Raw genomic sequence first — 21,286 nt, 5'->3', positions numbered from 1 at the left:
GCTGTCCTACGCAATCCGCACACCCTAGGCACGACACCTAAAAACACCTTTAGCCCAGGGCGCAGATCCGATATGCCCTACAGCCAGGACATGCCGAAAACCAGCATAAAATATGCGCTAGGTCATAGAAAAATATTCCTGCAGCGCTTAAGCTAGTAAAGTCATAATCGCCTTTGGCAATCGCAATGCCACTAAGCCACTCCACAGCACTAAGCCCTGACCTGTTTTATGTCGCGGCATTCATCTGAGGTAAGCCCAGCAATGAGTCCGAATCTAGCCACTCCAGCGTTACCAAGCGAACCCGACAGCAACAGCGGCCTGAGCGCGCAAGCGGCCGCCGCTCTGCTGGCCAGCGATGGCTACAACGAACTTCCTTCGGCCAAACCGCGCCGTATCTGGCACATTGCTCTGGACGTCATCAAAGAACCCATGCTGTTGCTGTTGATCGCCTGCGGTGCCATCTATCTCTTACTAGGCGACACGCATGAAGCGCTGGTATTACTGGTCTTTGTCTTTGTCATCATCAGCATTAGCTTCTTTCAAGAGCATAAGTCTGAACGTGCCCTAGAGGCGCTGCGCGAGCTTTCCAGTCCGCGCGCATTAGTGCTGCGCGATGGCGTTCAGCAAAGGGTAGCGGGGCGCGAGGTGGTGCGCGGCGACCTTATCTTGTTGTCCGAAGGCGACCGGGTGCCGGCCGATGCTATTTTGCTGTCATGCCTGAATATGACGGTCGATGAATCACTGCTGACCGGAGAATCCATGCCGGTCAATAAAGCCTTGCTAGAGCCCGCCCCGAGCAAGATGGAAGTGGCCGGCGGCGACGACCTGCCGTTTATATTCTCAGGCTCGCTGGTAGTGCAAGGCAAGGGCATGGCACGCGTGATTGCCACTGGCAGTGATAGCGCCATCGGGCGCATAGGCAAAGCTTTGTTTGCGCTGGAACAAGAACCAACCCGGGTCCAACTCGAAACCACCCGCGTGGTCAAATACGTCGCTAGCCTGAGTATCGGTATCGCACTGCTGCTGGCACTCTGGTATGGCTATAGCCGGGGTGACTGGTTAGCGGGCATTCTGGTCGGGATTACCTTTGCGATGGCACTGATACCGGAGGAATTGCCGGTGGTATTGACTTTATTTTTGGGATTGGGGGCGTGGCGGCTATCACAAAAAAATGTCTTGACGCGACGCGTACCCGCCATAGAAACCCTGGGCGCAGCCACCGTCTTATGCGTCGACAAGACGGGCACGCTCACGCAAAACAAGATGGCGGTGGCACAGGTTTTTTGTGGAGATCAATATCATCATCTGGGGCACGCCGACCAACAACTACCGGAAGACTTTCACGAAGTCCTCGAATACGCGATTCTGGCCAGCCACCGCGATCCTTACGACCCTATGGAAGTGGCGATACTCGAGGCTGGTATCGCCACCCTCAAGGATACCGAGCATCTGCATCAGAGCTGGAATCTGGTCAACGAATACCCACTATCGAAAGAATTATTGGCCATGTCGCGGGTCTGGGAATCGAAGGATAATCAACACTATGTGATCGCCACCAAGGGCGCGCCGGAAGCGATTGCCGATCTTTGCCATCTGACAGCCATACAGTGTGCCAAGCTGATGGCAGAGGTAAACACCCTGGCAGCACAAGGTTTGCGTGTGCTAGGGGTCGCCAAGGCCATCTTTAAACCCCGTGATCTACTGGGCGATTTACCGCCTATACAGCATGATTACGATTTTGAACTGGTCGGTTTAATTGGTCTGGCCGACCCGATACGACCCGCGGTACCGGCCGCCATCCGTGAATGCCAGAGCGCCGGCATACGCGTGATCATGATCACCGGTGATTACCCCGCCACCGCCAGCAGCATTGCCAAATTATGTGGTTTGTTATCAGCCGGCGGCATCATGACCGGGACCGAAATGTCGGCACTGAGCGATGTCCAGTTACAGCAAAAAATCCAGAACATCAACATCTTTTGCCGGGTGCAACCAGAGCAAAAATTGCGCTTGGTGAATCTACTGAAATCGAATCAAGAAATCGTCGCCATGACCGGCGATGGTGTCAATGACGCACCGGCCTTAAAGGCTGCGCATATCGGTGTGGCGATGGGTAAACGCGGCAGCGACGTGGCACGCGAATCAGCCGCCCTGGTCTTGCTGGATGATGATTTTTCATCGATCGTGGCGGCGGTCAAACTGGGGCGGCGCATCTTTGATAACCTCAGAAAAACTGTCAGCTTCATCGTCGCCGTGCATATCCCTGTGATAGGCATGTCGTTGATCCCGGTGATGTTGGACTGGCCTATCTTTTTAATGCCTGTGCATATTCTGGTCTTGCAGCTCATCATAGACCCGACCTGTTCTTTGGTGTTTGAGGCAGAAGCGGAAGAAGACGATCTGATGCAGCGCGGGCCGCGCGCCACCGATGCCAGTATTTTTGATCGCACAATCTTGCTCAAAGGCGCGCTACAAGGGCTGGCATTACTGGCGGCGGTATTCGCTACTTACGCCACTTGCCTGCATCTAAAACTGGGCGAGCAGCAAGCACGGGCACTGGGTTTTTGCGTCATGGTGTTAGGCAATATCGGCTTAATTTTCATCAACCGCTCGCTCTCAGCTAGCTTGCGCAAAGCCTTCAGCTTACCCAACCCGGCACTATGGTGGGTCGTTGGCGCTGCCTTGTCAATTTTGAGCGCAGCGCTCTTCGTTCCGGCACTCTCTAGCCTGTTTTATTTTACGCAACCAAGCATGCTCCAGCTTGCGATCAGCATAGCGATCGCCGGCGCCTGCATCGCCAGCATTGCGCTAGTGAAATTTCTTGTCAGCAGTATGCGCACCGCATAAAAAAGGCGTCTGATCTGCCGCATGATTACGTTGTATCGGCTGAAAAAAATGCTAGACTAACTAGCCTTATTAATATCTACTTTTGTACTCACTAACAGAAACATGATTTGCCCACAGCCGAAATTTGGTCTTTTCTGCGATAAGGATGCACATGGAATCTGTAGTCCAAACCCAAGAAAAAAACATGCGCGGATGGCGCCAGCAATTACCCTGGTTGCTGCTACTGAGTTTTTTATGCATCACGGCGCTGGCCTGGAATTACTCCAATCAATATCTGGAGCAGCGCGCGCAAGAGCGCTTTGCCTTCCGGGTACAGAGTGTCAAGGAAGCGGTCGAAGGTCGCTTACTGGCTTATCAGCAAGTCTTGCATGGTGGCGTAGGCCTGTTTCGTGCCAGTGGCACGGTCAGCCGCCAGCAATGGCACGAGTATGTAGAAAATGCAGAAATAGCGCGGCATTATCCCGGTATACAAAATATGGCAGTCAGTCTGCCGGTTCCGGCCGCCCAACTGGCGCAGCATATACAAGAGATACGCGCGCAGGGTTTCCCTGAGTATAAAATATCACCGGCTCTGCCTGAGCGCCCCATGTATCACAGCATCATCTATCCAGAACCCTATATCGCCCGCAATTTGCGTGCTTTTGGTTTTGATATGTATACCAATCCGGTGCGGCGCGCCGCCATGGATAGGGCGATAGATTCGGGCTTGCCCAGTATGTCGGGGATGGTGACGCTAGTGCAAGAAACCCAGACCGATGTGCAACATGGTTTTTTAGTGTATCTGCCTGTGTATCGCAATGACGCCAACCCGCAGACTCCAGAACAAAGACGAGCGGCACTGAAAGTTTTGGTGTTTGGCGCCTTTCGCATGAACGATCTGATGAAGGGGATCTTTGGCAGCAAGGAGAGCGATGTCGATCTGCAAATTTATGATGAGGGACTACAGGATCAGGCGCATAGAATGTATGCCAGTCAAAGCAAGATACCTAAGTCCAACTACAGCGATGATGTCGTGATAGAGACCGGTGGACGAAAATGGTTATTGCATATCACAGCGAAACAGGAATTCATAGAGTCGACGTATTCACCGCAAAGCAGCATCATCGCAATTGCCGGCACGCTCATTTCCTTGAGCCTATTTTATATTTTCTACTCACTGAATAATAGAAATCGCAGAACCCATCAATTGGCAGCAAAAATGGCCGATGATCTATTTGAGAAAGAGGCGCAATTTTCTGGCATCGTGGCCTCCGCTAGCGATGCCATCATCAGTATGAACCTGCAGAGCGAGGTCATCATCTGGAACCCGGCCGCAGAACAAATGACCGGCTATACCCAAGCCGAAATGCTAGGGCGATCGATACGCACTATCGTGCCGCCAGAGCGTTTGGCCGAATCGCAGCTGATCACAGAAAAACTAGCGCGTGGCGAAGTCGTCAAAAATCTGGAAACCGTGTGTATTTGCAAGGATGGCTCGCGTCTCGATGTTTCCATGAATGTCTCACCTATGCATAACAAAAATGGCGAACACTGCGGCAGCTCTAGCGTGGTGACGAATATCAGCCAGCGCAAGCAGATGGAGAAAATCAAGAGCCAGTTTATCTCCACCGTCAGCCATGAGTTACGCACCCCGCTCACCTCGATCCGCGGCTCACTAGGCTTAGTGGTCGCTGGTGCGGTCGGACCGATACCAGAAAAAGCAAAATTATTGGTCGCTTTGGCCGAAAAAAATTGTACGCGTTTAGCCCGCCTCATCGATGATATTTTAGATGTAGAAAAACTCGAATCCGGCAATTATCACTTTAATCTGAAGCGTTTTGATATTTACCCTCTGCTGATCCAGGCAACCCAGGAAAATCAGGCTTACGCCCAGCAATGCGGTACGCGCTTTGAGATGATCAGCGCAGTCGATCAAGTGTTTGTGCAGGCCGATCCCGATAGGCTATTGCAAGTGATCAGCAACTTATTCTCGAATGCGGCGAAATTCTCGCCCGAGAATAAGCCAGTAGAGATTTCGCTGTTACGTCAGGCGAGTCTGGTAAGAGTCGAGATCAGAGACTATGGCAGTGGCATACCAGAAGAATTTAAGAGCAGAATATTTCAAAAATTTGCCCAGGCGGATTCTTCCGACACCCGCAAACTACAAGTTGGCAACACCGGTCTGGGGCTGTCGATTGCCAAAGACATCATAGAACAAATGGGCGGCAGCATAGGCTTCAGCAGCGCCCAAGATCAAGGCACAATCTTCTATTTCGAGATCGCCGACGTCTCGCGGGAAACCGATAGACAGGCAGAGGCGGGCACCAAACAATCGATTTCCCAATGAACTGCGCGGTCTAAACCGATCAATTATTTTGTCTTAAGCTAAAACGCGCAAACATTGACTGCATACTTTGCAGCAAGGACCTGCTCGGATAATCGGCGCGCATGTTTGCTTTAAGTTCGGCATCGCTGCATCCTTGCGCACGAAACAATTGCAAAACATAATTCTGCACGCCCATCTGTGACAAATTCTGCGCCATATCCATGATCTCGTGTTCTGACAAGAGCGAAGGGTGTATCGTGCTACGGCATTCGTAATCGACCCCGCTGGCCAGTATCATTTCGCTACAGGCGCGCGCATGGCGTCCGCTGTCCGCAACGCCCGTGATGGCGGCGTAACGTTCAAAGGGCGCCTTGATGTCAAAGCCTATCCAGTCTACCGAAGGTAAAATTGCTTGTAGCTGGCGCGGGTAAATACAAGCGCTATGCAGGCCTATCGCAAATCCTAACTGCCTCACTTCGGCTATGGCCAGCCCCAAGGCGGCATCAATGCTGGCCTCCCCTCCGCTAAAGACTACCGCATCGATCAAACCTACGCGGTGCTTGAGCAAGAGCAGTATCTCTGACCAACTAATTTTGCTGGCAGAGCGCGCCTGCAAATGCGGATTATGGCAATAGCGGCAGCGCCACGGGCACCCTTGCACGAAAATCACCAGCGCAAACTTACCCGGATAATCGCTAGTGCTGAAGGCGGTGATGCCACCGACCTTCAAGTCACCTGCACTTAGGGTGGAGGACATGTCAGCACTGTTTTTCTATGCTGTTTTCCTCGAAGTAAGTGCGCTCATAGAACTCGCCTTTTTTGCCTGTATTAAACGAACTGACTGGTCTATGGTAGCCCATGACCCGGGTCCAGATTTCGCAGGCCTGGCGTTCAGAGTCATCCAGAACGATGGCTTGTGTGGGTTGGCAGGTAAGAGCTGTAATGTTGTGCATGGTAATTCCTTTTAAAGATAAATCAGGCAGCCAGACGCTGCTTGCGGGCGATCAATTCGGCATCGCATTTGGGACAAAACGCATGGCTTCCACCCAGATAGCCATGCTTAGGGCAAATCGAAAATGTAGGCGTAATCGTGATATACGGCAGCGAGAATCGACTCAAGGCGCGCCGCACTAAATTGCGGCAGGCATCCGCGCTGGTCAAGGGCTCACTCATATACAGATGCAAGACCGTGCCACCGGTATATTTACGCTGCAAATCGTCTTGCAGTTCCAACGCGGCAAACGGATCATCGGTAAAGCCCACGGGCAATTGTGATGAGTTAGTGTAGTAGGGCATATCCTTGGTGCCAGCCTGCAAAATAGCCGGGTAGCGTTTGCGGTCCTCCCTGGCAAAACGATAGGTAGTCCCTTCCGCCGGAGTCGCCTCCAGGTTATACATGTGGCCGGTCTCATCCTGAAATGCCAACATGCGCGCCCTTACATGGTCTAGCAAACGCAGCGCCATCGCATGCCCGACATCGCTGCTGATGTCATATTGACCGGCGCTAAAGTTACGTATCATTTCATTGATACCGTTCACACCCAGCGTAGAAAAATGATTGCGCAAAGTGCCAAGATAGCGTTTGGTGTAGGGAAACAGGCCATTGTCCATATGCCGCTGTATCACTTTTCGTTTAATTTCCAAACTGTTCTTCCCCAGTTCCAGCAACTTGTCGAGCGCCACCAACAGCGCCGCTTCGTCGCCCTGATACAAATAACCCAAGCGTGCACAGTTGATAGTGACCACGCCTAAAGAACCGGTTTGCTCGGCCGAGCCGAACAAACCATTGCCACGTTTAAGTAACTCACGCAGGTCGAGCTGCAAGCGACAGCACATAGAACGTATCATGTTCGGCTTGAGTTCCGAATTGATGAAATTCTGGAAGTAAGGCAAGCCATAGCGTGCCGTCATTTCAAATAACAACTCGGCGTTCGGGCTATGCCAATCAAAATCCTCAGTGATGTTGTAAGTGGGGATAGGAAAAGTAAATACCCGCCCCTTGGCATCGCCTTCCATCATCACTTCGATATAGGCGCGATTGATCATATCCATCTCGGCCTGCAAGTCGCCATAGCTAAACGCCATCGCAACACCTGCAATAACAGGGACTTGTTCACGCAGATCTTGCGGGCATACCCAATCGAAAGTGAGATTGGTAAAGGGCGTTTGGGTACCCCAGCGCGAAGGCACGTTCAGGTTATAAATGAGCTCCTGTATACACTGCTTAAGGCTGCTGTAGTCAAGCTGGTCTTTGCGCACAAAGGCCGCCATATAGGTATCGAAAGAACTGAAGGCCTGAGCGCCAGCCCATTCATTTTGCAGGGTGCCAAGAAAATTCACGATCTGCCCTACCGCGCTGGAAAAATGCTGGGGCGGGCCCGACTCTATCTTACCAGGCACACCATTGAGCCCCTCATTTAACAAAGTTCGCAATGACCAGCCGGCGCAATAACCGGCCAGCATATCGAGATCATGAATATGTAAATCAGCGTCTCTATGGGCTTGCCCGATCTCAGACGGATACACGTGACTGAGCCAGTAATTGGCGATCACTTTTCCGGACACATTAAGTATCAGGCCGCCCAGGGAATAGCCTTGATTGGCGTTGGCATTGATGCGCCAATCCTGCCGGTCAAGGTACTCATTGATAGAGGCTTCCACATCGACCAAGGTCTTACTGTCACGCCGCAATTTTTGATGTTGTTCGCGGTAGATGATATACCCACGCAAGGTCTTGCGGAAACCTGCGGCGAACAAACTAGCCTCCACCATATCCTGAACTTGTTCGATCGCGAGGCAAGGGGATTGCGGCAAATCCGCGATCAGGCTCAGCACTTGCGCCGTCAGTTGACGCGCCCGCGCAAGGTCAAATTCGCCACTGGCAAGCGCTGCGCGCATTATGGCAGATTCAATTTTGCCTGCATCAAAAGGAACCGCGCTACCATCGCGCTTGATCAGCTGCGTATCAATTAAAAAAGTTTGCTGTTTCATTCTTCGCCCATAAAACACAAGATATAGTGTGTTTTATAGATTATCGACTAAATATAGCGTGGTCAATTGTAAAAATGAGTTGATTACAATTCTTTGACGCATATCAATTTCAGACCAAGCAGAGCCGCACGCGGCACAGCGATCCGCCTGAACGCAGAGAAATGAATGTTGAAGTTCGGGGTATTTGAAAAAAAATGAATGACAATGCAGTCCCAAAAAATAGCTTTCGGACCTAGTCTTTGAGGGGGGGTGATAAGCTGGGTAGATAGCGGAGAGATCCAGACCTTGAGGATACAGGATCCACAGAGCGCGTACGCCCTGTCAGCTTCTATTCCGCACCACTTCGCATACTTACTGAGTGCGACTAACTGGCACCGCACAAATCGAGATTATTGTATCTGGCCGCTTCCTGAGCATCTTCTATGGAGCGTCTTAATTTAATTTGTTTGCGCAGTATTTGCGCGTGGAGTTCCTGGTCCATAGGTGCTGCGGTCATTAATTGCTCTAGGTCTGCTGTATTGTGCGTGTGCTGATTGGAACGTCGATACATCATTTACTTTCTAAAAAGTGCAAACAATTATCTTTACCGAACTAAAAAATACAAATTGCAGCTGCTGCGAGGTGCAAAACGCATTTACTTTAGCTTAACTCTTCCCACTTCAATTTATACCAAAGAATTGTGACTATTTCATGTCTGTTACAAAAAAATCACCAATTTGCCACACTCTTGCTTGCCAGTAGTATTCCCCAATCCTATCTTTTTTACAAGTAGCAATTTAAGCCTGCTACTGTCTCTCGCTTGCAGACCAAATAGCCTGCTAGGTATGCCATAATCCTAAGCTCAATTTTGCGCCAGAACTCACTTTAAATTTGCCACATGAAAATTCTCGCGCTCTCCGGCAGCCTGCGGGCTGCCTCGCTCAATTCTGCTTTATTGCGCGTTTTTGCGCGGCTGGCACCTGCTGACATCAGCATCCAGCAGTTCGACGGCATGGCACATTTACCCTTGTTTAATCCGGATCTGGAAAGTCTAAATCTGCCGCCAGTAGCTGCTTTGCGGGAGGCCATACGCAATGCCGATGTCTTGCTCATCGCTAGCCCTGAATACGCACACGGCATCACTGGCGTGATGAAAAATGCGCTGGACTGGATGGTCAGTTGTGAGGTGTTTGTGAATAAGCCGGTAGCGATCTTAAATGCCTCGCCCCGTGCCACGCACGCGGATGCTGCTTTGCGAGAAATCATCACGATGATGTCAGCCGATATCATCGCCGAAGCATCAATTACGCTAGCGATAGTCGGCGCGCGACTCGATGAAGAAGGGATGCTTGCGCACGCCGGAATCGCCGCTCAGGTGCGCGGCGCGCTGGCGACGATGCAAGCGCATCTGGCCTTAGCAATGCCCAGCAAATAGATTAGACAAACAGATTAGGCCGCCAGCGCTTTGGCCAGCAAGGCGTGCAGTTCTGTGAAGGAAGGCTGGCCGACATAGCGCTTGAGGATATTGCCTTGCTTGTCGATCACGTAGGTAGTCGGGGTAAGCTTGACGTCGCCAAAAGCCTGCGCCAATTTACCCTGCACATCGAGCGCCACATGAAAAGGCAGCTTGCGTGTCTCGGCGTAATTGAGGACGTAATTCGGTGGATCATAACTCATCGCCACCGCCACAAATTCCAGACCTTGTGCGTGAAATTTATTATAGGTTTCTACCATCTGCGGCATCTCGGCCACGCAGGTGGAGCATGAGGTGGCCCAAAAATTGACCATCACGACTTTGCCGCGCAAGCTCTCACTGCTGATTTTTTCACCCTTAAGATTGACATAGCTGACCTCTGGCGCGGCCTGCTTAGCAGACAGCGACTGATAAAACAAGATCGCCAAAACGATCAGGAAACCAGCCGCCAACAGAGCGAATAGTAAAAACTTGCGGGGTGCGGTGGGTGTTAGCATGAGAGATCAATACAAGAGGAATGACGACAAAGTGTGTCTATTATACGGTCAAGCACCAGAGAAGATAAATCCTGGCCAGATCGCGTCTGCGACGCGGTAGATTTGAAGTAACTGTTCAGCCTACTAGGAGCACGACAAAAACAACTAAGACCTCTCAACGCTGAGACGCCGAGACGCCGAGGAAAACCGGAGAATTACTTTGCCGTTCTCTGCGCCTCAGCGTCTCTGCGGTGAGGGGTTTTGACTTTCTTAATAGTAGGCTGAACAGTAACGATTTGAAGCAGATTTTAAAATGGCATCGGCCTGTAGCGCATATTCCATGCGGCTTTCCAGCCATGCCGGCCTGTAGGCCGCAAGGGATATGAGCGCTGGCAGGGTGCCCATTTAAAAACCCCGATTCAGCCTCACCATAGTTTCGCTACCGGCAGCACGATACCAGCGAACAGCGCCAAGTCTGGCGAACTGCTGGTTAAGCCCTTACTCACTCCGATATCCATGGTCATGCGCTTGCTTGGACTGTAGCTGAGCGCCAGCAAAATTTGTCCTTGCGCCTTGGTGCCGTTGCGACGCGATCCCGACCATTCGCCGGTGATGCCCCAACGTTCGCTCAGTGCGGAAGAAAAGGATGAAGATAAGCCAGTTTGCAAACGCGAAGTGTCCGGTTCCATCACACCGAGTCGCGTGACATTCAGATTGGCATCCATGTGCAGCGATCCAAAGTCGCGGCTATAAATGCTATTGATCGCATAGTCAGCGCTACCCGAACCTATTGCCTTGGCGGCGCTAGGCAGTTTGCTTGACAACTCCAGCCCGAAGGCGCTCTGCTCATCGACCATGAAAGCACGCTTTAGCACCAGCGTGGTATCGCCATAACCGCGATCAACTTGGCCTACGCCATCGTTGGCGAGCACCAGCAACTCGCCGCCCACTAGCATGCCCCACTCTTGCGAGAACGCCAGTTTTAATTGATACGGCATGCTATGCCTACGCGCCTGATCGCTGCGACTGCTTAAGCCGCCCAACTCCAGCTCCAATTGCCCAGCCAGCGGCAATTGCGCAGGGCTAGAAACCGAAGGTCGATACGGGGTGATCGCGTCTTCGCTGGCAGCGTTATCCGCGGCTAACACTGGCGCCGCCAACAGCACTAAGCTAAGGGAAAATCCTGAAAGTGCGCTACTAATCATGCCGGATTGAAATTTTGAAGTTTGCATTTGATGCTCCTATAATTCGAGAGATTTCGGCACCGAGATAGGCTTGCCCGCCACATGGGTGGTCAGCACAATCGCGGTCGAGGTAGAGCCGTAGGCGTTAAGCTCATTGATGATGCGTTGCAAATGCTCGACATCGGTGGCCAGCACGCGCATCACGGCACCGTCTTCACCGGTGACGGTATAACAGTCTATGATTTCGGGGCAAGCCGCGACATACTCGGCATACGGTCGGCCTTGCTGAGTAGAGATGCGTATCATGGCGGTGATCTGGTAACCCAGCGCCCGGGGATTGATATCGGCACGGTAGCCACGGATCACGCCGGCAGCCTCGAGGCGCTTGATCCGTTCCGAGACTGCGGGCTGGCTCAGATGCACTTTGCGACCTATCTCGGCATGCGAGACACGGGCATCTTGTTGCAACAATTGCAGGATATTTTGATCGAACTGATCGATTTTTTGATTCATAAGCATTTCGCCTCAATTTCAATTCAATTCACGAAAAATACGCTTTATTACCTATCGTATCAGCTTCATTTTACGCCTTAGCCTTGTTACAGTATAGGTTAACAATACCGCTTTCGAGTTCCGGTAAGCGGCAATGAACGAAATAATCCTGAGAATCGAAACGACCATGAGTAATGCCATCAGCCCCGCCCAAATCGCCCAAATCGCGCGTGAATTTGCTACCCCTTGCTGGGCTTATGACGCGCAAGTGGTACGCAGTCAAATCGCCAGATTGCGTCAATTTGACGTGATCCGTTTCGCGCAAAAAGCATCGAGCAATATTCACCTGCTCAAGCTGATGCGCGAAGAAGGCGTGATGGTCGATTCAGTCTCGCTAGGCGAAGTAGAACGGGCGCTGGCGGCTGGCTATGCGCCGAACGCGCAAGTCAATGGGGCGGCGCATGCGCCTATCGTTTTCACCGCCGATCTGCTCGATAAAAACGCCTTGCAGCGCGTGGTTGAACTGAATATCCCGGTCAATTGCGGCTCACCCCAGATGCTAGAGCAACTCGGTTTGGCCCATCCTGGCCACCCGGTCTGGTTACGCATCAACCCGGGTTTCGGGCATGGCCACAGCCGCAAGACCAATACCGGCGGTGAGCAAAGCAAGCACGGCATCTGGCATGAATATTTGCCGCAGGCCTTAGCGCTGATCAAGCAATACGGCTTGCAGTTAGTCGGTCTGCACATGCACATAGGTTCAGGGGTCGATTACGCGCATCTGCAAAGCGTTTGCGATGCCATGTTGGAACAGGTCAAACTATGCGGCAGTGATCTGCAGGCGATCTCCATCGGTGGCGGCCTGTCTATCCCGTATCAGGAAGGCGAAGCGCTAGTCGATACCGAACACTACTTTCAGATCTGGGATCAGGCCCGGCAAAAAATCGAAGCGCATCTGGGTCATAAAATCAGCATGGAGATAGAGCCGGGACGTTTTCTGGTGGCGCAAGCTGGCATCTTGATTTCTGAACTGCGGGCGCAAAAACAAGTCGGCAACAATTTCTTTGCCATGGTCGATGCCGGTTTCAATGATCTGGCGCGTCCCGCCATGTATGGCAGTTACCACCGTATCAGCACCCACGCGCCGGACGGCAGCCCACGCACTAGCACTGCACGTGCCACCGTGGTCGCTGGCCCCCTGTGCGAATCGGGCGATGTGTTCACTCAGGAAGATGGAGGTGTGGTCACCAGCCAAAACTTGCCCGCTTGCGAGATTGGCGATTTATTCGTGTTTCACGATACCGGTGCCTATGGCGCCAGCATGTCGTCCAATTACAACTCACGTCCCTTGATACCGGAGATACTGGTCGATGGTGAGCAGATCAGGCAAATACGCCGCCGTCAGACCGTGCAAGAATTGATCGCTTTGGAGTTGTAATTTTCTAGCAATTTGCAAAAAAATAAGTCATTGTCGTGACATGCAACATGCTATGCTTCTTGAAGTAGCTTCATTATCAACATTGCTTGCGCTCATCTATTATTCTCAGGAGTATAGAAAATGCCTTTGCATCACTTCAAGAAGTATCTTCCGCTGCTGGCTTTGGCCGGTACGCTGCTGAGCAACAGCAGCGTCTTCGCCACCACCTACAGCATCGCGGTGGTACCGCAATACAATGTGGTGCAACTGCATAGCGAGTGGCAACCGCTGCTCGATCGCATCGCGCGCGACACAGGTATCACGCTAGAACTAAGCTTGCAATCATCAATCCCCAAGTTTGAACGCGGCTTACTCAAAGGCGAGCCCGATTTTGCCTATGCCAATCCCTACCATGCGGTGATGGCGAAAAATGCCCAAGGCTACCTGCCTATCGTCAGAGATAGCAAGGCATTGACGGGCATCCTGCTGGTGCGCAAAGACAGCCCGTATAAAAACATCAGCGATTTAAGCGGTAAAGAAATCGGCTTTCCGGCACCGAATGCCTTTGGCGCTTCTTTGTATATGCGCGCCTTGCTGGCAGAAAATAAAATAAAATTCGAGCAGCGCTTTCTCAATACCCACGGCAATGTTTTTCGCAGCATACTCAATGGCAGTGTCGCCGCTGGCGGTGCAGTCAATAATACCTACAACGACGAAAAACCTGAGATCCGTGATCAACTCAGGATTATTTATCAGACACCGGGTTCAGCATCCCATCCTGTGATCGTCCATCCGCGCGTGCCGGAAGCAGTACGTGCGGCGGTAAAGGCTGCGTTTTTAGCGCTGCCAAAAGACCCTGCGGGCTTGGCCTTGCTCAAGGAAGTTCGCTTACCACAACCACTGGCCACCAACTACGAGAGCGACTATTTGCAACTAGAAAAACTCGGCATAGAAAAATTTACGCTGCTTGAAAAAGAATAAAACATGGGTCTAGCAATGAATTGGCGTCGCTATTTACCGCATCGCCTATCTAGCCAATTGCTGCTATTTATCGGCATCGCGGTAACGCTCGCCATACTGTTGGTCTCGACCGTATTTACCTATCAATCAGTGAAACGGGAACGTGCTCAGATCAATGAAAATATCCAGTTTTTGGTCAAAAACATAGAGGCGGTCAGTGCCGCTTTGATACTCAGCAAAGACGTCGAAGCGCTAGAGAGTGTGCTTTTGCTCAACGCAAAATTTCCCTTGGTCGACGGCATCTTAATCGTCGACACTAAGAATCGCGTACTCAGCGAAGTCATCAAAGTAGACGGTTTTCCAGAGCCCTTATTTACTAACAAGACCACCATCCCGCACTTGGCGGAGGAGGCGCTCGATACCGCCACAGGCAAGACCGCCGAAGCGAATTGGAAAAATGATTTTCTACCGCCCGATGTCCAACTAGAAAATTGGTATCCGATTCAGGCTGGCAGTTGGTTGGCCTCTATCCGCATTCGCTATAGCCTGACAGAATTGCATGACAGGACAGCCAGGCAATGGCGGCACACCTTGCTGTATGCCATGACCGCTGCGCTGGCCAATTTCTTTATGTTGGTACTGATGTTACGCACACCCATGCGTGTATTACAGCAAACCACCGCATTTGCCGAACACCTGAGCGAGCATATAGGCGAGCAAACCACCATCTATCATGGCACGCAGGAATTTTACGCCTTGGGCAATGCTCTCAATGTTTTATCGGTACAACTACAGTACCAGCGCCAGACCATGGATGAACAGCTTGCACACACCCAAGCGATACTCGACAATGTCGTCGATGGCATCATCACCATAGACAGCTTGGGTACCATACGCTCATTTAATCAGGCTGCCAGTCGCATCTTTGGTTATGTTGAGGATGAAGTCATCGCCAGGAACATACGCATGCTGATGCCAGAGCCACATCGCAGCGCACATGACGGCTATCTAAAAAATTATGCAGACGGTGGCGCTGCAAAAATTATTGGCATAGGGCGCGAGGTTGAGGGCATGCGTAAGGATGGCAGCCTATTCGCGATGGATTTGGCGGTCTCGCGCGCGCTCGATCACGATGAGCTCATCTACATCGGCATAGTGCGCGACATCAGCGAACGCCATCGTTTGGATAGATTGAAATCGGAATTTGTCTCTACTGTCAGCCATGAATTACGTACACCTTTAACCTCGATTCATGGCTCGCTCAAATTGCTGGAAGGCGGCGTAGCCGGTGCGCTGCCTGACGCCGCCATAAAATTAGTCAGCCTGGCGCAAAAAAATAGCCAGCGTTTGATCTTACTCACCAATGACTTGCTCGACATGGAGAAATTGGCCGCCGGAAAAATGAGCTTGCAATTGAGCCAGGTCGATCTGCTCAGTATCGTGAAGCAATCGATTTTAGACAATGGCGGCTATGGCCTCAATTACCAGGTGCAGTATGTACTAGGCGCGCATCCCCAGTCTTGCCTCGTGATCGCCGACGCCGCCCGTGTGCCGCAGATTTTGGCCAATCTCTTATCAAATGCAGCCAAATTTTCGGGGGACTCACATCAGGTGGATATACGGATTATCCTGCGCGATGGCAAAGCCAGAGTGCAAGTTGAAGATCATGGACCGGGCATTTCCAATGAATTTCAGGGACAGATATTTGGCGCCTTTGCGCAAGACAACAATGGCAATACCCGCCAACAAGGTGGCACCGGATTGGGCTTAAAAATCACTAAATCGCTGGTAATCGCGATGCAGGGTGAGATCGGCTTCGACACCAAAATTGGCAACGGCAGCATCTTCTGGTTTGATCTGCCGCTAGCCACGTCTGAAGCAAAGGAACAGGCGGAAAGGCGCATGGATATTGCGCCTTAGGTTTTTCTGCAAGCTAAATCACTATCTCAGGCAAGCTTGCTGAACGGCTATCGGCGAGCGGTGGATTATCCGCAGCGCGATAGGTAAACACCATAGAAAACTTAGTCTGTGCGGTTTGATTGCAGCCAGCCGCATGAAACAGATTACTGTGAAATAACAGCGCGTCGCCCTGTTTTAAAGGCACCGCAATCGCCTGCTGCAATAGCGCTTGATTCTGTGCCAAATCGGCACGTAAAAACTGCGCTGCATCGAGTTGCTCGGGCTGGATAGTCCAGCGCTGCGAGCCTGGCAGCACCAGTAGACAGCCATTTTCTACGGTCTCATCACGCAAGGCCAGCCATGCCGAAATCAGCTCGGCGCGCTGAAATTGCCAGTAGCGGCTATCCCGGTGCCAGCCGGTAATGCTGGAAAAACGCGGCTGCTTAGTCATGATGCAGTTGTGATGCACTTGCGACAGCGCCGCGCCTTCCCCCAATAGCTGATGCAGGGCCGCGCTTAGCTGCGCACAGCGCGCCCAATCGGCCAGCAAGGGGCTACGCGCCACCGCCTGCAATAAGCGTCTGGCAGTGCGGCCGCCTTCGGCATCGCGTGAAGCGGGTGCGCCCGGATAACGGGTATCGGCCTCGTACTCGATAGGGCCTGCTTCTGCCGCTAATTCTTGCAGCGCCAAGCCAACCACGGCTTCGCAATAGCTGGCATCCGACAAGGCTGGCAAGACCAGGTAACCGTCGGTACTAAACTGCTGTATTTGTTGCGCTGTAAGCATGGCAAAAAGAGTGAATGTGGATGCCTCATTGTGACACGCCCAGGCAACAACGAAACAGATACAGTTCAACAAAAAACGACCATAACAGCATGCCGGCAAAGGCGATGCGAAAGCGCTTGCCCACCAGCGGGCGAAGTGGCAAGATGACCAACAAATACCTTTAGAATAAATCCACAGGAGAACTGCATGGCATCTGGGAAAATCTTGGTAGCGCAGGGTGGCGGCCCCACCGCGGTGATTAACCAGACGCTGGCCGGCGTAGTGCTGGAGGCGCGCCGCTTTCGCCAGGTAGAACGGATCTATGGTGCCCGTCATGGCGTGCGCGGCATCATCGATGAAGACTTCGTCGATCTGACCCAAGAGACCAGCCACAATCTGGAACTAGTCGCCAATACGCCCTCTTCTGCACTCGGCTCTACTCGCGACAAACCAGATGAAAAGTATTGCCAGGAAATTTTTAAAGTCTTGCGCGCCCACCAGATCGAGCATTTTTTCTACATAGGCGGCAACGACTCTTCCGATACGGTGCGCATCGTCAGTCTGGAGGCGCAAAAAGCGGGTTATCCGCTGCGCTGCATCCACATCCCCAAGACCATCGATAACGATCTAGTCGGTAGCGACCATACGCCCGGCTTCCCTTCTGCGGCACGCTTTGTGGCGCAGGCATTTGCCGGTGCCAATCTGGATAACGCCGCCTTGCCTGGTGTGTACGTGGGTGTGGTGATGGGACGGCATGCCGGATTTTTGACGGCGGCCTCGGCGCTGGGAAAAAAATTCCCGGAAGACGGCCCGCATTTAATCTATCTACCTGAGCGCGATTTTTCTATAGAAAAATTTTTGATAGAAGTCAAAGCCGTCTATCTGCGCTATGGCCGCTGCGTGGTTGCCGTATCAGAAGGCATACACGACGCCAGCGGCACGCCCATCCTTAGCCTATTGGCGAAAGACCTGGAGCGCGATGCGCATGGCAATGTGCAACTCTCAGGCACCGGTGCGCTGGCCGATTTACTCTGCGAAGAAATCAAAGCCAAGCTGGGCATCAAACGTGTGCGCGGCGACACCTTTGGCTACTTACAGCGCTCCTTCATCGGTTGTGTCTCGGATGTCGATCAGCGGGAAGCACGCGAAGTAGGCGAAAAAGCGGTGCAATTTGCCATGTGGGGTAAGCACGATGGTTCGGTGGCGATACGGCGTACCGGCTTTTACTCAGTCGATTATGACTTACTGCCTTTAGACGCGGTGGCCGGCAAAACCCGTACCATGGAAGACGAGTTCATCAGCGCCAGCGGCACCGATGTGACTGACGCTTTTCGCATGTATTTACGCCCCTTGCTAGGCTCGGCCATGCCGGATGCTTTCCGTCTGCGCTTTAGTCCGGTGGAGAAAGTTTTGAAGCGCACTTAAGAATCGGCGCTGCTCTGCAAAGCAGCGCAATTTTGTGTAAAATTTTGCATTGTTTCGTATTTACTCTAAGTCTCTCCCATGCAAGGTTCAGCCCATGTCATCACGCCGTAGCGTCTTAAAAAAATCACTGATACTGAGTGCCGCCGGACTATTCATGGGAGTCAGGGCACCCTTAGCACTGGCGCAAAGTGTTGAAGCCAGCGACACGGCTGCCGCCAAACACAAGCCATTGACACCGCCGCCTGATTTGTTTGATTCGCAGGCGCTCGATCTGGATTTTTGGCTGAAGCCGCGCAGCCTCGATCTGATCCGTCCGGCCAGTGGCGAACGGGTACAACTCTTGTACTGGAAAGACGGAGAAATGCTGGACTCCGCCTATCAGCAAGTCTGCCATTTATTGCGCGACGTCAACGGCAAAAAATCCGCCGCCATTGACCCTAAATTACTCGAAACTTTGTGGGCGACCCAGGCCTTCATCGCGCGCTTAGGCATGACCAAGCCCTTAGAAATTTTGTCTGGCTATCGCACCCCGGAATCGAATCAGCGGCTGAGAGAAGAGGGGATACCGGCAGCACGTAAATCCCTGCATCTGGAAGGGCGCGCAGCCGATATCCGCATCGCGCATTTACACGAAGAAGTCTTGGGGGAATTAATCCAGAGTTTCAGGCAAGGCGGCGTCGGTTTCTATTACCGGCCCAGCGCCAAGGGCGGCTGGATCCATACTGATACTGGCCTACAAAGGAAGTGGCAAGGCTAAACCGCAGCTTTTGCAGAATTAGCGTTTTTTGCGGCTACGATCGGCCGAATCGCGCAAGATCGTGAAGTTCCAGTCATGCTGGTTGCTAACACCATCGGCACTGACAATAATCCGAAAATTATCATCCGCGTCTTTCAGTCGCTGGCCCTTGGCGATTAATTTCAAACTCACGTCGGTACGCGCATACACATCGACTTCTACTTCTGAACCACCAATCGCATCCGGCGAGAGAATGGCGGCGATACTCTTGGGGGTAAAATCGACCATATACACCGGCATAGAAAATGCACTCATATTGCCTCCGAGAAGAGTTGATCTGATCGATTCTACTCGCCTCTCCAGCTCATTTGCCAAAAATTTGTGGGAGCTGATTAAAAAATTTTCTGCCCGGCACAAAAAAGGCCACGCTTACGCATGGCCTTTTTCAAATAAACAACAAGCCGCTCGGCTTTAAATCATATTTGGGCATTTACCCAGGCATGAATACGCTGTTCCAAAACATCCAGAGGCAGGGCACCGGCACCTAAGATTTCATCATGGAAAGCGCGCAGATCAAACTTTTTGCCCAGTTTTTGGGTCGCATACTCACGCAGTGCAACGATCTTCAGCTGTCCGATTTTATAACCGAGCGCCTGCCCTGGCCAAACGATGTAGCGATCAGTCTCACTTTGTACATCGACTTCTTCTATGCCGGAATGATCATGGAAAAAGTCCACCACTTGCTGACGGTTCCACTTTTTGTAATGCAGACCGGTGTCGACCACTAAACGTATAGCGCGCAGCATCTCGTCTTGCAAATGGCCGTAATAGCTATACGGCTCCTGATAAAAACCCAGCTCTTCACCTAGACGTTCTGAGTACAGCGCCCAACCTTCGGCATAGGCGTTGTAATTACCTTGCTTGCGAAACTCTGGCAAGCCCTGCAACTCTTGCGCAATGGAAATTTGCATATGATGACCCGGCAAGCCTTCATGCAAGGCCGTGCTCTCTATCGGCAAGGTCAGGCGTTCGGTAAAATCACTGGTGTTGACCATCACGTGACCAGGCCGAGATCCATCTGGCGTGCCGTTATTGTAAGAGGCACCCGCCGCTTCTTTTTCGCTAAATTCGGGTACCGCCATCACGGTCATTTTTGCCTTCGGCAAGCGACCAAACAATTGCGGCAATTTGGCTTCCATCTGCTCGGTGTACTTGGTGTACAGGTCGAGGATTTCCTGACGCGATTTCGGATGCAAATCCGGGTTCTTCAACACGCTGGCGTTAAAACTCTTAAGGTCGGCAAAACCGAGTTTTTGTGCCGTGCCCAACATCAGAGCTTCGATCCGCGCCACTTCGCGCAAACCTAATTGATGAATCTGCTCAGGATCCATATCGGTCGTGGTCGAGGTTTTCACGCGAAATTTATAGCGCTCTGCGCCTTCCGGCAAGGACCAGATACCGACATCCTGACGCCCGTGCGGGGCGTATTCGGTCGCCACAAACCCGGCAAATTTCTTGTAACTAGGCACAACCTGCGTGACCACGGCGGCGCGAATCGCGGCGCTCAGGCTTTGCTTGTCTGCCTCAGAAAAACTGGCGGGGAATTTTTTCAGTGGCTGCGTAAATGGAGAGTCGTCCAGGCTAATGGCGGCGATATCTTCACACTGGCGGGCAATTTTTGTGAGCAAAAATTGCGGTGGCATCAGCTTACTTTTGACGCCATTTTGCATTTGCACCGTGATCTGATCAAACGCCAGCGGCAAGGCTTTTAACCTGGCCAGATAGTCTTGATAATCTTTAAGCGAATTAAACGATAAGCGCGCCACCATTTCCGGTGCTTCCAGATGCAGTCCCGAATTTTGCAGCACTGGCATCTGCCATTCTTTAAATTTGATGCCTTCTACACCGATGGCGAGCTGGCGCACCATCAAGTCTTTATTGAGTTGATCCTGAGTGCTAAAACCTGTGCTGTCGATCGCCATAAAGCGTTTTAAGAAGACCGCTTCGGCGCGGGTCTCTTCATCGATTGCCGCTTGCGAAAAATCGCTGAGCTTATCGTTGTAACGCTGATCACCTATCATCGAGGCGAACTCAGGATTCTTGCGTAGGTTGTATTCCCACTGCTCTTTGAGCAAGGCGTTCAGCGCCTTGAGTTGGGTCTCGACCTTGCTCGCTTTGCTGCTGGCTGCAGTATTCGCAGCCAAGGCTGGTGCGGGTGCCTGGAGCAAGCCCAGGCTGGCAAATAAAACGGCAATACTGGCAGTTTTTTTCAATCTCATCGTCTTGTCTCCTAAATTTTTATCACTATTTTGTGTGCTTAAGCTAAGCGTATCAG

General features: G+C 52.0%; 18 protein-coding genes. 8 read left to right on the top strand and 10 right to left on the bottom strand.

Going from position 1 to position 21,286, the window contains the following annotated elements; all coding sequences use genetic code 11:
* Positions 1-261: 261 nt before the first annotated feature.
* Entirely contained in the window at positions 262-2,847 is a 2,586-nt protein-coding gene (locus EJN92_RS11680; RefSeq protein ID WP_126127983.1) for a cation-translocating P-type ATPase, read from the top strand.
* A 151-nt stretch (positions 2,848-2,998) separates the two neighbouring features.
* Positions 2,999-5,173, top strand: a complete 2,175-nt coding sequence (locus EJN92_RS11675; RefSeq protein ID WP_170174900.1) for a CHASE domain-containing protein — start codon at positions 2,999-3,001, stop codon at positions 5,171-5,173.
* A 19-nt stretch (positions 5,174-5,192) separates the two neighbouring features.
* On the opposite strand, the gene EJN92_RS11670 is transcribed toward EJN92_RS11675, so the two are convergent.
* The 4 genes from EJN92_RS11670 to EJN92_RS11655 all read right to left on the bottom strand — a co-directional run bounded on the left by EJN92_RS11670 (position 5,193) and on the right by EJN92_RS11655 (position 8,693).
* Positions 5,193-5,909, bottom strand: a complete 717-nt coding sequence (locus EJN92_RS11670; protein WP_126127981.1) for an anaerobic ribonucleoside-triphosphate reductase activating protein — start codon at positions 5,907-5,909, stop codon at positions 5,193-5,195.
* Between the two features lies 1 nt (position 5,910).
* Complete coding sequence (nrdD, locus tag EJN92_RS22005) at positions 5,911-6,105, bottom strand: anaerobic ribonucleoside-triphosphate reductase (protein ID WP_126127980.1); 195 nt, start codon at positions 6,103-6,105, stop codon at positions 5,911-5,913.
* A gap of 22 nt (positions 6,106-6,127) precedes the next feature.
* A complete protein-coding gene (locus EJN92_RS11660; protein ID WP_126127979.1) occupies positions 6,128-8,143 on the bottom strand; it encodes a ribonucleoside triphosphate reductase in 2,016 nt (671 codons plus the stop codon).
* Positions 8,144-8,507: 364 nt separating this feature from the next.
* The gene (locus EJN92_RS11655; RefSeq protein ID WP_126127978.1) at positions 8,508-8,693 is read right to left on the bottom strand and encodes a hypothetical protein; all 186 of its coding nucleotides are present in this window, start codon (positions 8,691-8,693) and stop codon (positions 8,508-8,510) included.
* A gap of 327 nt (positions 8,694-9,020) precedes the next feature.
* Here EJN92_RS11655 and EJN92_RS11650 point away from each other — a divergent pair, with 327 nt between their 5' ends.
* A complete protein-coding gene (locus EJN92_RS11650) occupies positions 9,021-9,557 on the top strand; it encodes an NADPH-dependent FMN reductase (protein WP_126127977.1) in 537 nt (178 codons plus the stop codon).
* Between the two features lie 14 nt (positions 9,558-9,571).
* On the opposite strand, the gene EJN92_RS11645 is transcribed toward EJN92_RS11650, so the two are convergent.
* The 3 genes from EJN92_RS11645 to EJN92_RS11635 form a co-directional block, all read right to left on the bottom strand.
* The gene (locus EJN92_RS11645) at positions 9,572-10,093 is read right to left on the bottom strand and encodes a TlpA disulfide reductase family protein (RefSeq protein WP_126127976.1); all 522 of its coding nucleotides are present in this window, start codon (positions 10,091-10,093) and stop codon (positions 9,572-9,574) included.
* A 404-nt stretch (positions 10,094-10,497) separates the two neighbouring features.
* A complete protein-coding gene (locus EJN92_RS11640; RefSeq protein ID WP_227869519.1) occupies positions 10,498-11,304 on the bottom strand; it encodes a transporter in 807 nt (268 codons plus the stop codon).
* Positions 11,305-11,313: 9 nt separating this feature from the next.
* The gene (locus tag EJN92_RS11635; protein ID WP_170174899.1) at positions 11,314-11,769 is read right to left on the bottom strand and encodes an Lrp/AsnC family transcriptional regulator; all 456 of its coding nucleotides are present in this window, start codon (positions 11,767-11,769) and stop codon (positions 11,314-11,316) included.
* 166 nt (positions 11,770-11,935) lie between these two features.
* Between EJN92_RS11635 and lysA the strand changes: the two genes are divergently transcribed.
* The 3 genes from lysA (at position 11,936) to EJN92_RS11620 (ending at position 16,045) form a co-directional block, all read left to right on the top strand.
* Positions 11,936-13,186 (top strand): diaminopimelate decarboxylase, encoded by a 1,251-nt coding sequence (gene lysA / locus EJN92_RS11630; RefSeq protein ID WP_126129892.1) that lies wholly within the window; start codon positions 11,936-11,938, stop codon positions 13,184-13,186.
* A gap of 120 nt (positions 13,187-13,306) precedes the next feature.
* Positions 13,307-14,146, top strand: a complete 840-nt coding sequence (locus EJN92_RS11625; RefSeq protein WP_126127974.1) for a phosphate/phosphite/phosphonate ABC transporter substrate-binding protein — start codon at positions 13,307-13,309, stop codon at positions 14,144-14,146.
* Positions 14,147-14,161: 15 nt separating this feature from the next.
* On the top strand, positions 14,162-16,045 hold the full coding sequence (locus EJN92_RS11620) for a sensor histidine kinase (protein ID WP_170174898.1): 1,884 nt from the start codon (positions 14,162-14,164) through the stop codon (positions 16,043-16,045).
* A gap of 13 nt (positions 16,046-16,058) precedes the next feature.
* Here EJN92_RS11620 and EJN92_RS11615 read toward each other — a convergent pair whose 3' ends face one another.
* Positions 16,059-16,811 carry a phytanoyl-CoA dioxygenase family protein gene (locus EJN92_RS11615; RefSeq protein WP_126127972.1) on the bottom strand — a complete coding sequence of 251 codons (753 nt, stop codon included), beginning with the start codon at positions 16,809-16,811 and terminating at the stop codon, positions 16,059-16,061.
* Between the two features lie 186 nt (positions 16,812-16,997).
* On the opposite strand from EJN92_RS11615, the gene EJN92_RS11610 reads away from it, so the two are divergent.
* Together EJN92_RS11610 and EJN92_RS11605 are read left to right on the top strand one after the other, a co-directional pair.
* Positions 16,998-18,215 carry a 6-phosphofructokinase gene (locus EJN92_RS11610; RefSeq protein WP_126127971.1) on the top strand — a complete coding sequence of 406 codons (1,218 nt, stop codon included), beginning with the start codon at positions 16,998-17,000 and terminating at the stop codon, positions 18,213-18,215.
* Between the two features lie 94 nt (positions 18,216-18,309).
* The gene (locus EJN92_RS11605; RefSeq protein WP_126127970.1) at positions 18,310-18,972 is read left to right on the top strand and encodes a YcbK family protein; all 663 of its coding nucleotides are present in this window, start codon (positions 18,310-18,312) and stop codon (positions 18,970-18,972) included.
* An 18-nt stretch (positions 18,973-18,990) separates the two neighbouring features.
* Here EJN92_RS11605 and EJN92_RS11600 read toward each other — a convergent pair whose 3' ends face one another.
* Complete coding sequence (locus EJN92_RS11600; protein ID WP_126127969.1) at positions 18,991-19,266, bottom strand: hypothetical protein; 276 nt, start codon at positions 19,264-19,266, stop codon at positions 18,991-18,993.
* Between the two features lie 161 nt (positions 19,267-19,427).
* Complete coding sequence (locus EJN92_RS11595; protein ID WP_126127968.1) at positions 19,428-21,230, bottom strand: DUF885 domain-containing protein; 1,803 nt, start codon at positions 21,228-21,230, stop codon at positions 19,428-19,430.
* Positions 21,231-21,286: the final 56 nt, after the last annotated feature.

The sequence above is a fragment of the Undibacterium parvum genome (assembly GCF_003955735.1).
Lineage (GTDB): Bacteria > Pseudomonadota > Gammaproteobacteria > Burkholderiales > Burkholderiaceae_D > Undibacterium > Undibacterium parvum.
Note: the sequence above shows the minus strand (reverse complement) of the source record. Positions and strands in the feature narration are given on the sequence as shown.

What these genes read in the sequence shown, in the direction of transcription:
- lysA (WP_126129892.1), top strand. Translation starts at nt 11,936, where the DNA reads ATGAGTAATGCCATCAGCCCCGCCCAAATCGCCCAAATCGCGCGTGAA.
- EJN92_RS11645 (WP_126127976.1), bottom strand. Translation starts at nt 10,093, where the DNA reads ATGCTAACACCCACCGCACCCCGCAAGTTTTTACTATTCGCTCTGTTG.
- EJN92_RS11675 (WP_170174900.1), top strand. Translation starts at nt 2,999, where the DNA reads ATGGAATCTGTAGTCCAAACCCAAGAAAAAAACATGCGCGGATGGCGC.
- EJN92_RS11625 (WP_126127974.1), top strand. Translation starts at nt 13,307, where the DNA reads ATGCCTTTGCATCACTTCAAGAAGTATCTTCCGCTGCTGGCTTTGGCC.
- EJN92_RS11635 (WP_170174899.1), bottom strand. Translation starts at nt 11,769, where the DNA reads ATGAATCAAAAAATCGATCAGTTCGATCAAAATATCCTGCAATTGTTG.
- EJN92_RS11660 (WP_126127979.1), bottom strand. Translation starts at nt 8,143, where the DNA reads ATGAAACAGCAAACTTTTTTAATTGATACGCAGCTGATCAAGCGCGAT.
- EJN92_RS11655 (WP_126127978.1), bottom strand. Translation starts at nt 8,693, where the DNA reads ATGTATCGACGTTCCAATCAGCACACGCACAATACAGCAGACCTAGAG.
- EJN92_RS11680 (WP_126127983.1), top strand. Translation starts at nt 262, where the DNA reads ATGAGTCCGAATCTAGCCACTCCAGCGTTACCAAGCGAACCCGACAGC.
- EJN92_RS11610 (WP_126127971.1), top strand. Translation starts at nt 16,998, where the DNA reads ATGGCATCTGGGAAAATCTTGGTAGCGCAGGGTGGCGGCCCCACCGCG.
- EJN92_RS11600 (WP_126127969.1), bottom strand. Translation starts at nt 19,266, where the DNA reads ATGAGTGCATTTTCTATGCCGGTGTATATGGTCGATTTTACCCCCAAG.
- EJN92_RS11640 (WP_227869519.1), bottom strand. Translation starts at nt 11,304, where the DNA reads ATGCAAACTTCAAAATTTCAATCCGGCATGATTAGTAGCGCACTTTCA.
- EJN92_RS11615 (WP_126127972.1), bottom strand. Translation starts at nt 16,811, where the DNA reads ATGCTTACAGCGCAACAAATACAGCAGTTTAGTACCGACGGTTACCTG.
- EJN92_RS11650 (WP_126127977.1), top strand. Translation starts at nt 9,021, where the DNA reads ATGAAAATTCTCGCGCTCTCCGGCAGCCTGCGGGCTGCCTCGCTCAAT.
- EJN92_RS11620 (WP_170174898.1), top strand. Translation starts at nt 14,162, where the DNA reads ATGAATTGGCGTCGCTATTTACCGCATCGCCTATCTAGCCAATTGCTG.
- EJN92_RS11670 (WP_126127981.1), bottom strand. Translation starts at nt 5,909, where the DNA reads ATGTCCTCCACCCTAAGTGCAGGTGACTTGAAGGTCGGTGGCATCACC.
- nrdD (WP_126127980.1), bottom strand. Translation starts at nt 6,105, where the DNA reads ATGCACAACATTACAGCTCTTACCTGCCAACCCACACAAGCCATCGTT.
- EJN92_RS11605 (WP_126127970.1), top strand. Translation starts at nt 18,310, where the DNA reads ATGTCATCACGCCGTAGCGTCTTAAAAAAATCACTGATACTGAGTGCC.
- EJN92_RS11595 (WP_126127968.1), bottom strand. Translation starts at nt 21,230, where the DNA reads ATGAGATTGAAAAAAACTGCCAGTATTGCCGTTTTATTTGCCAGCCTG.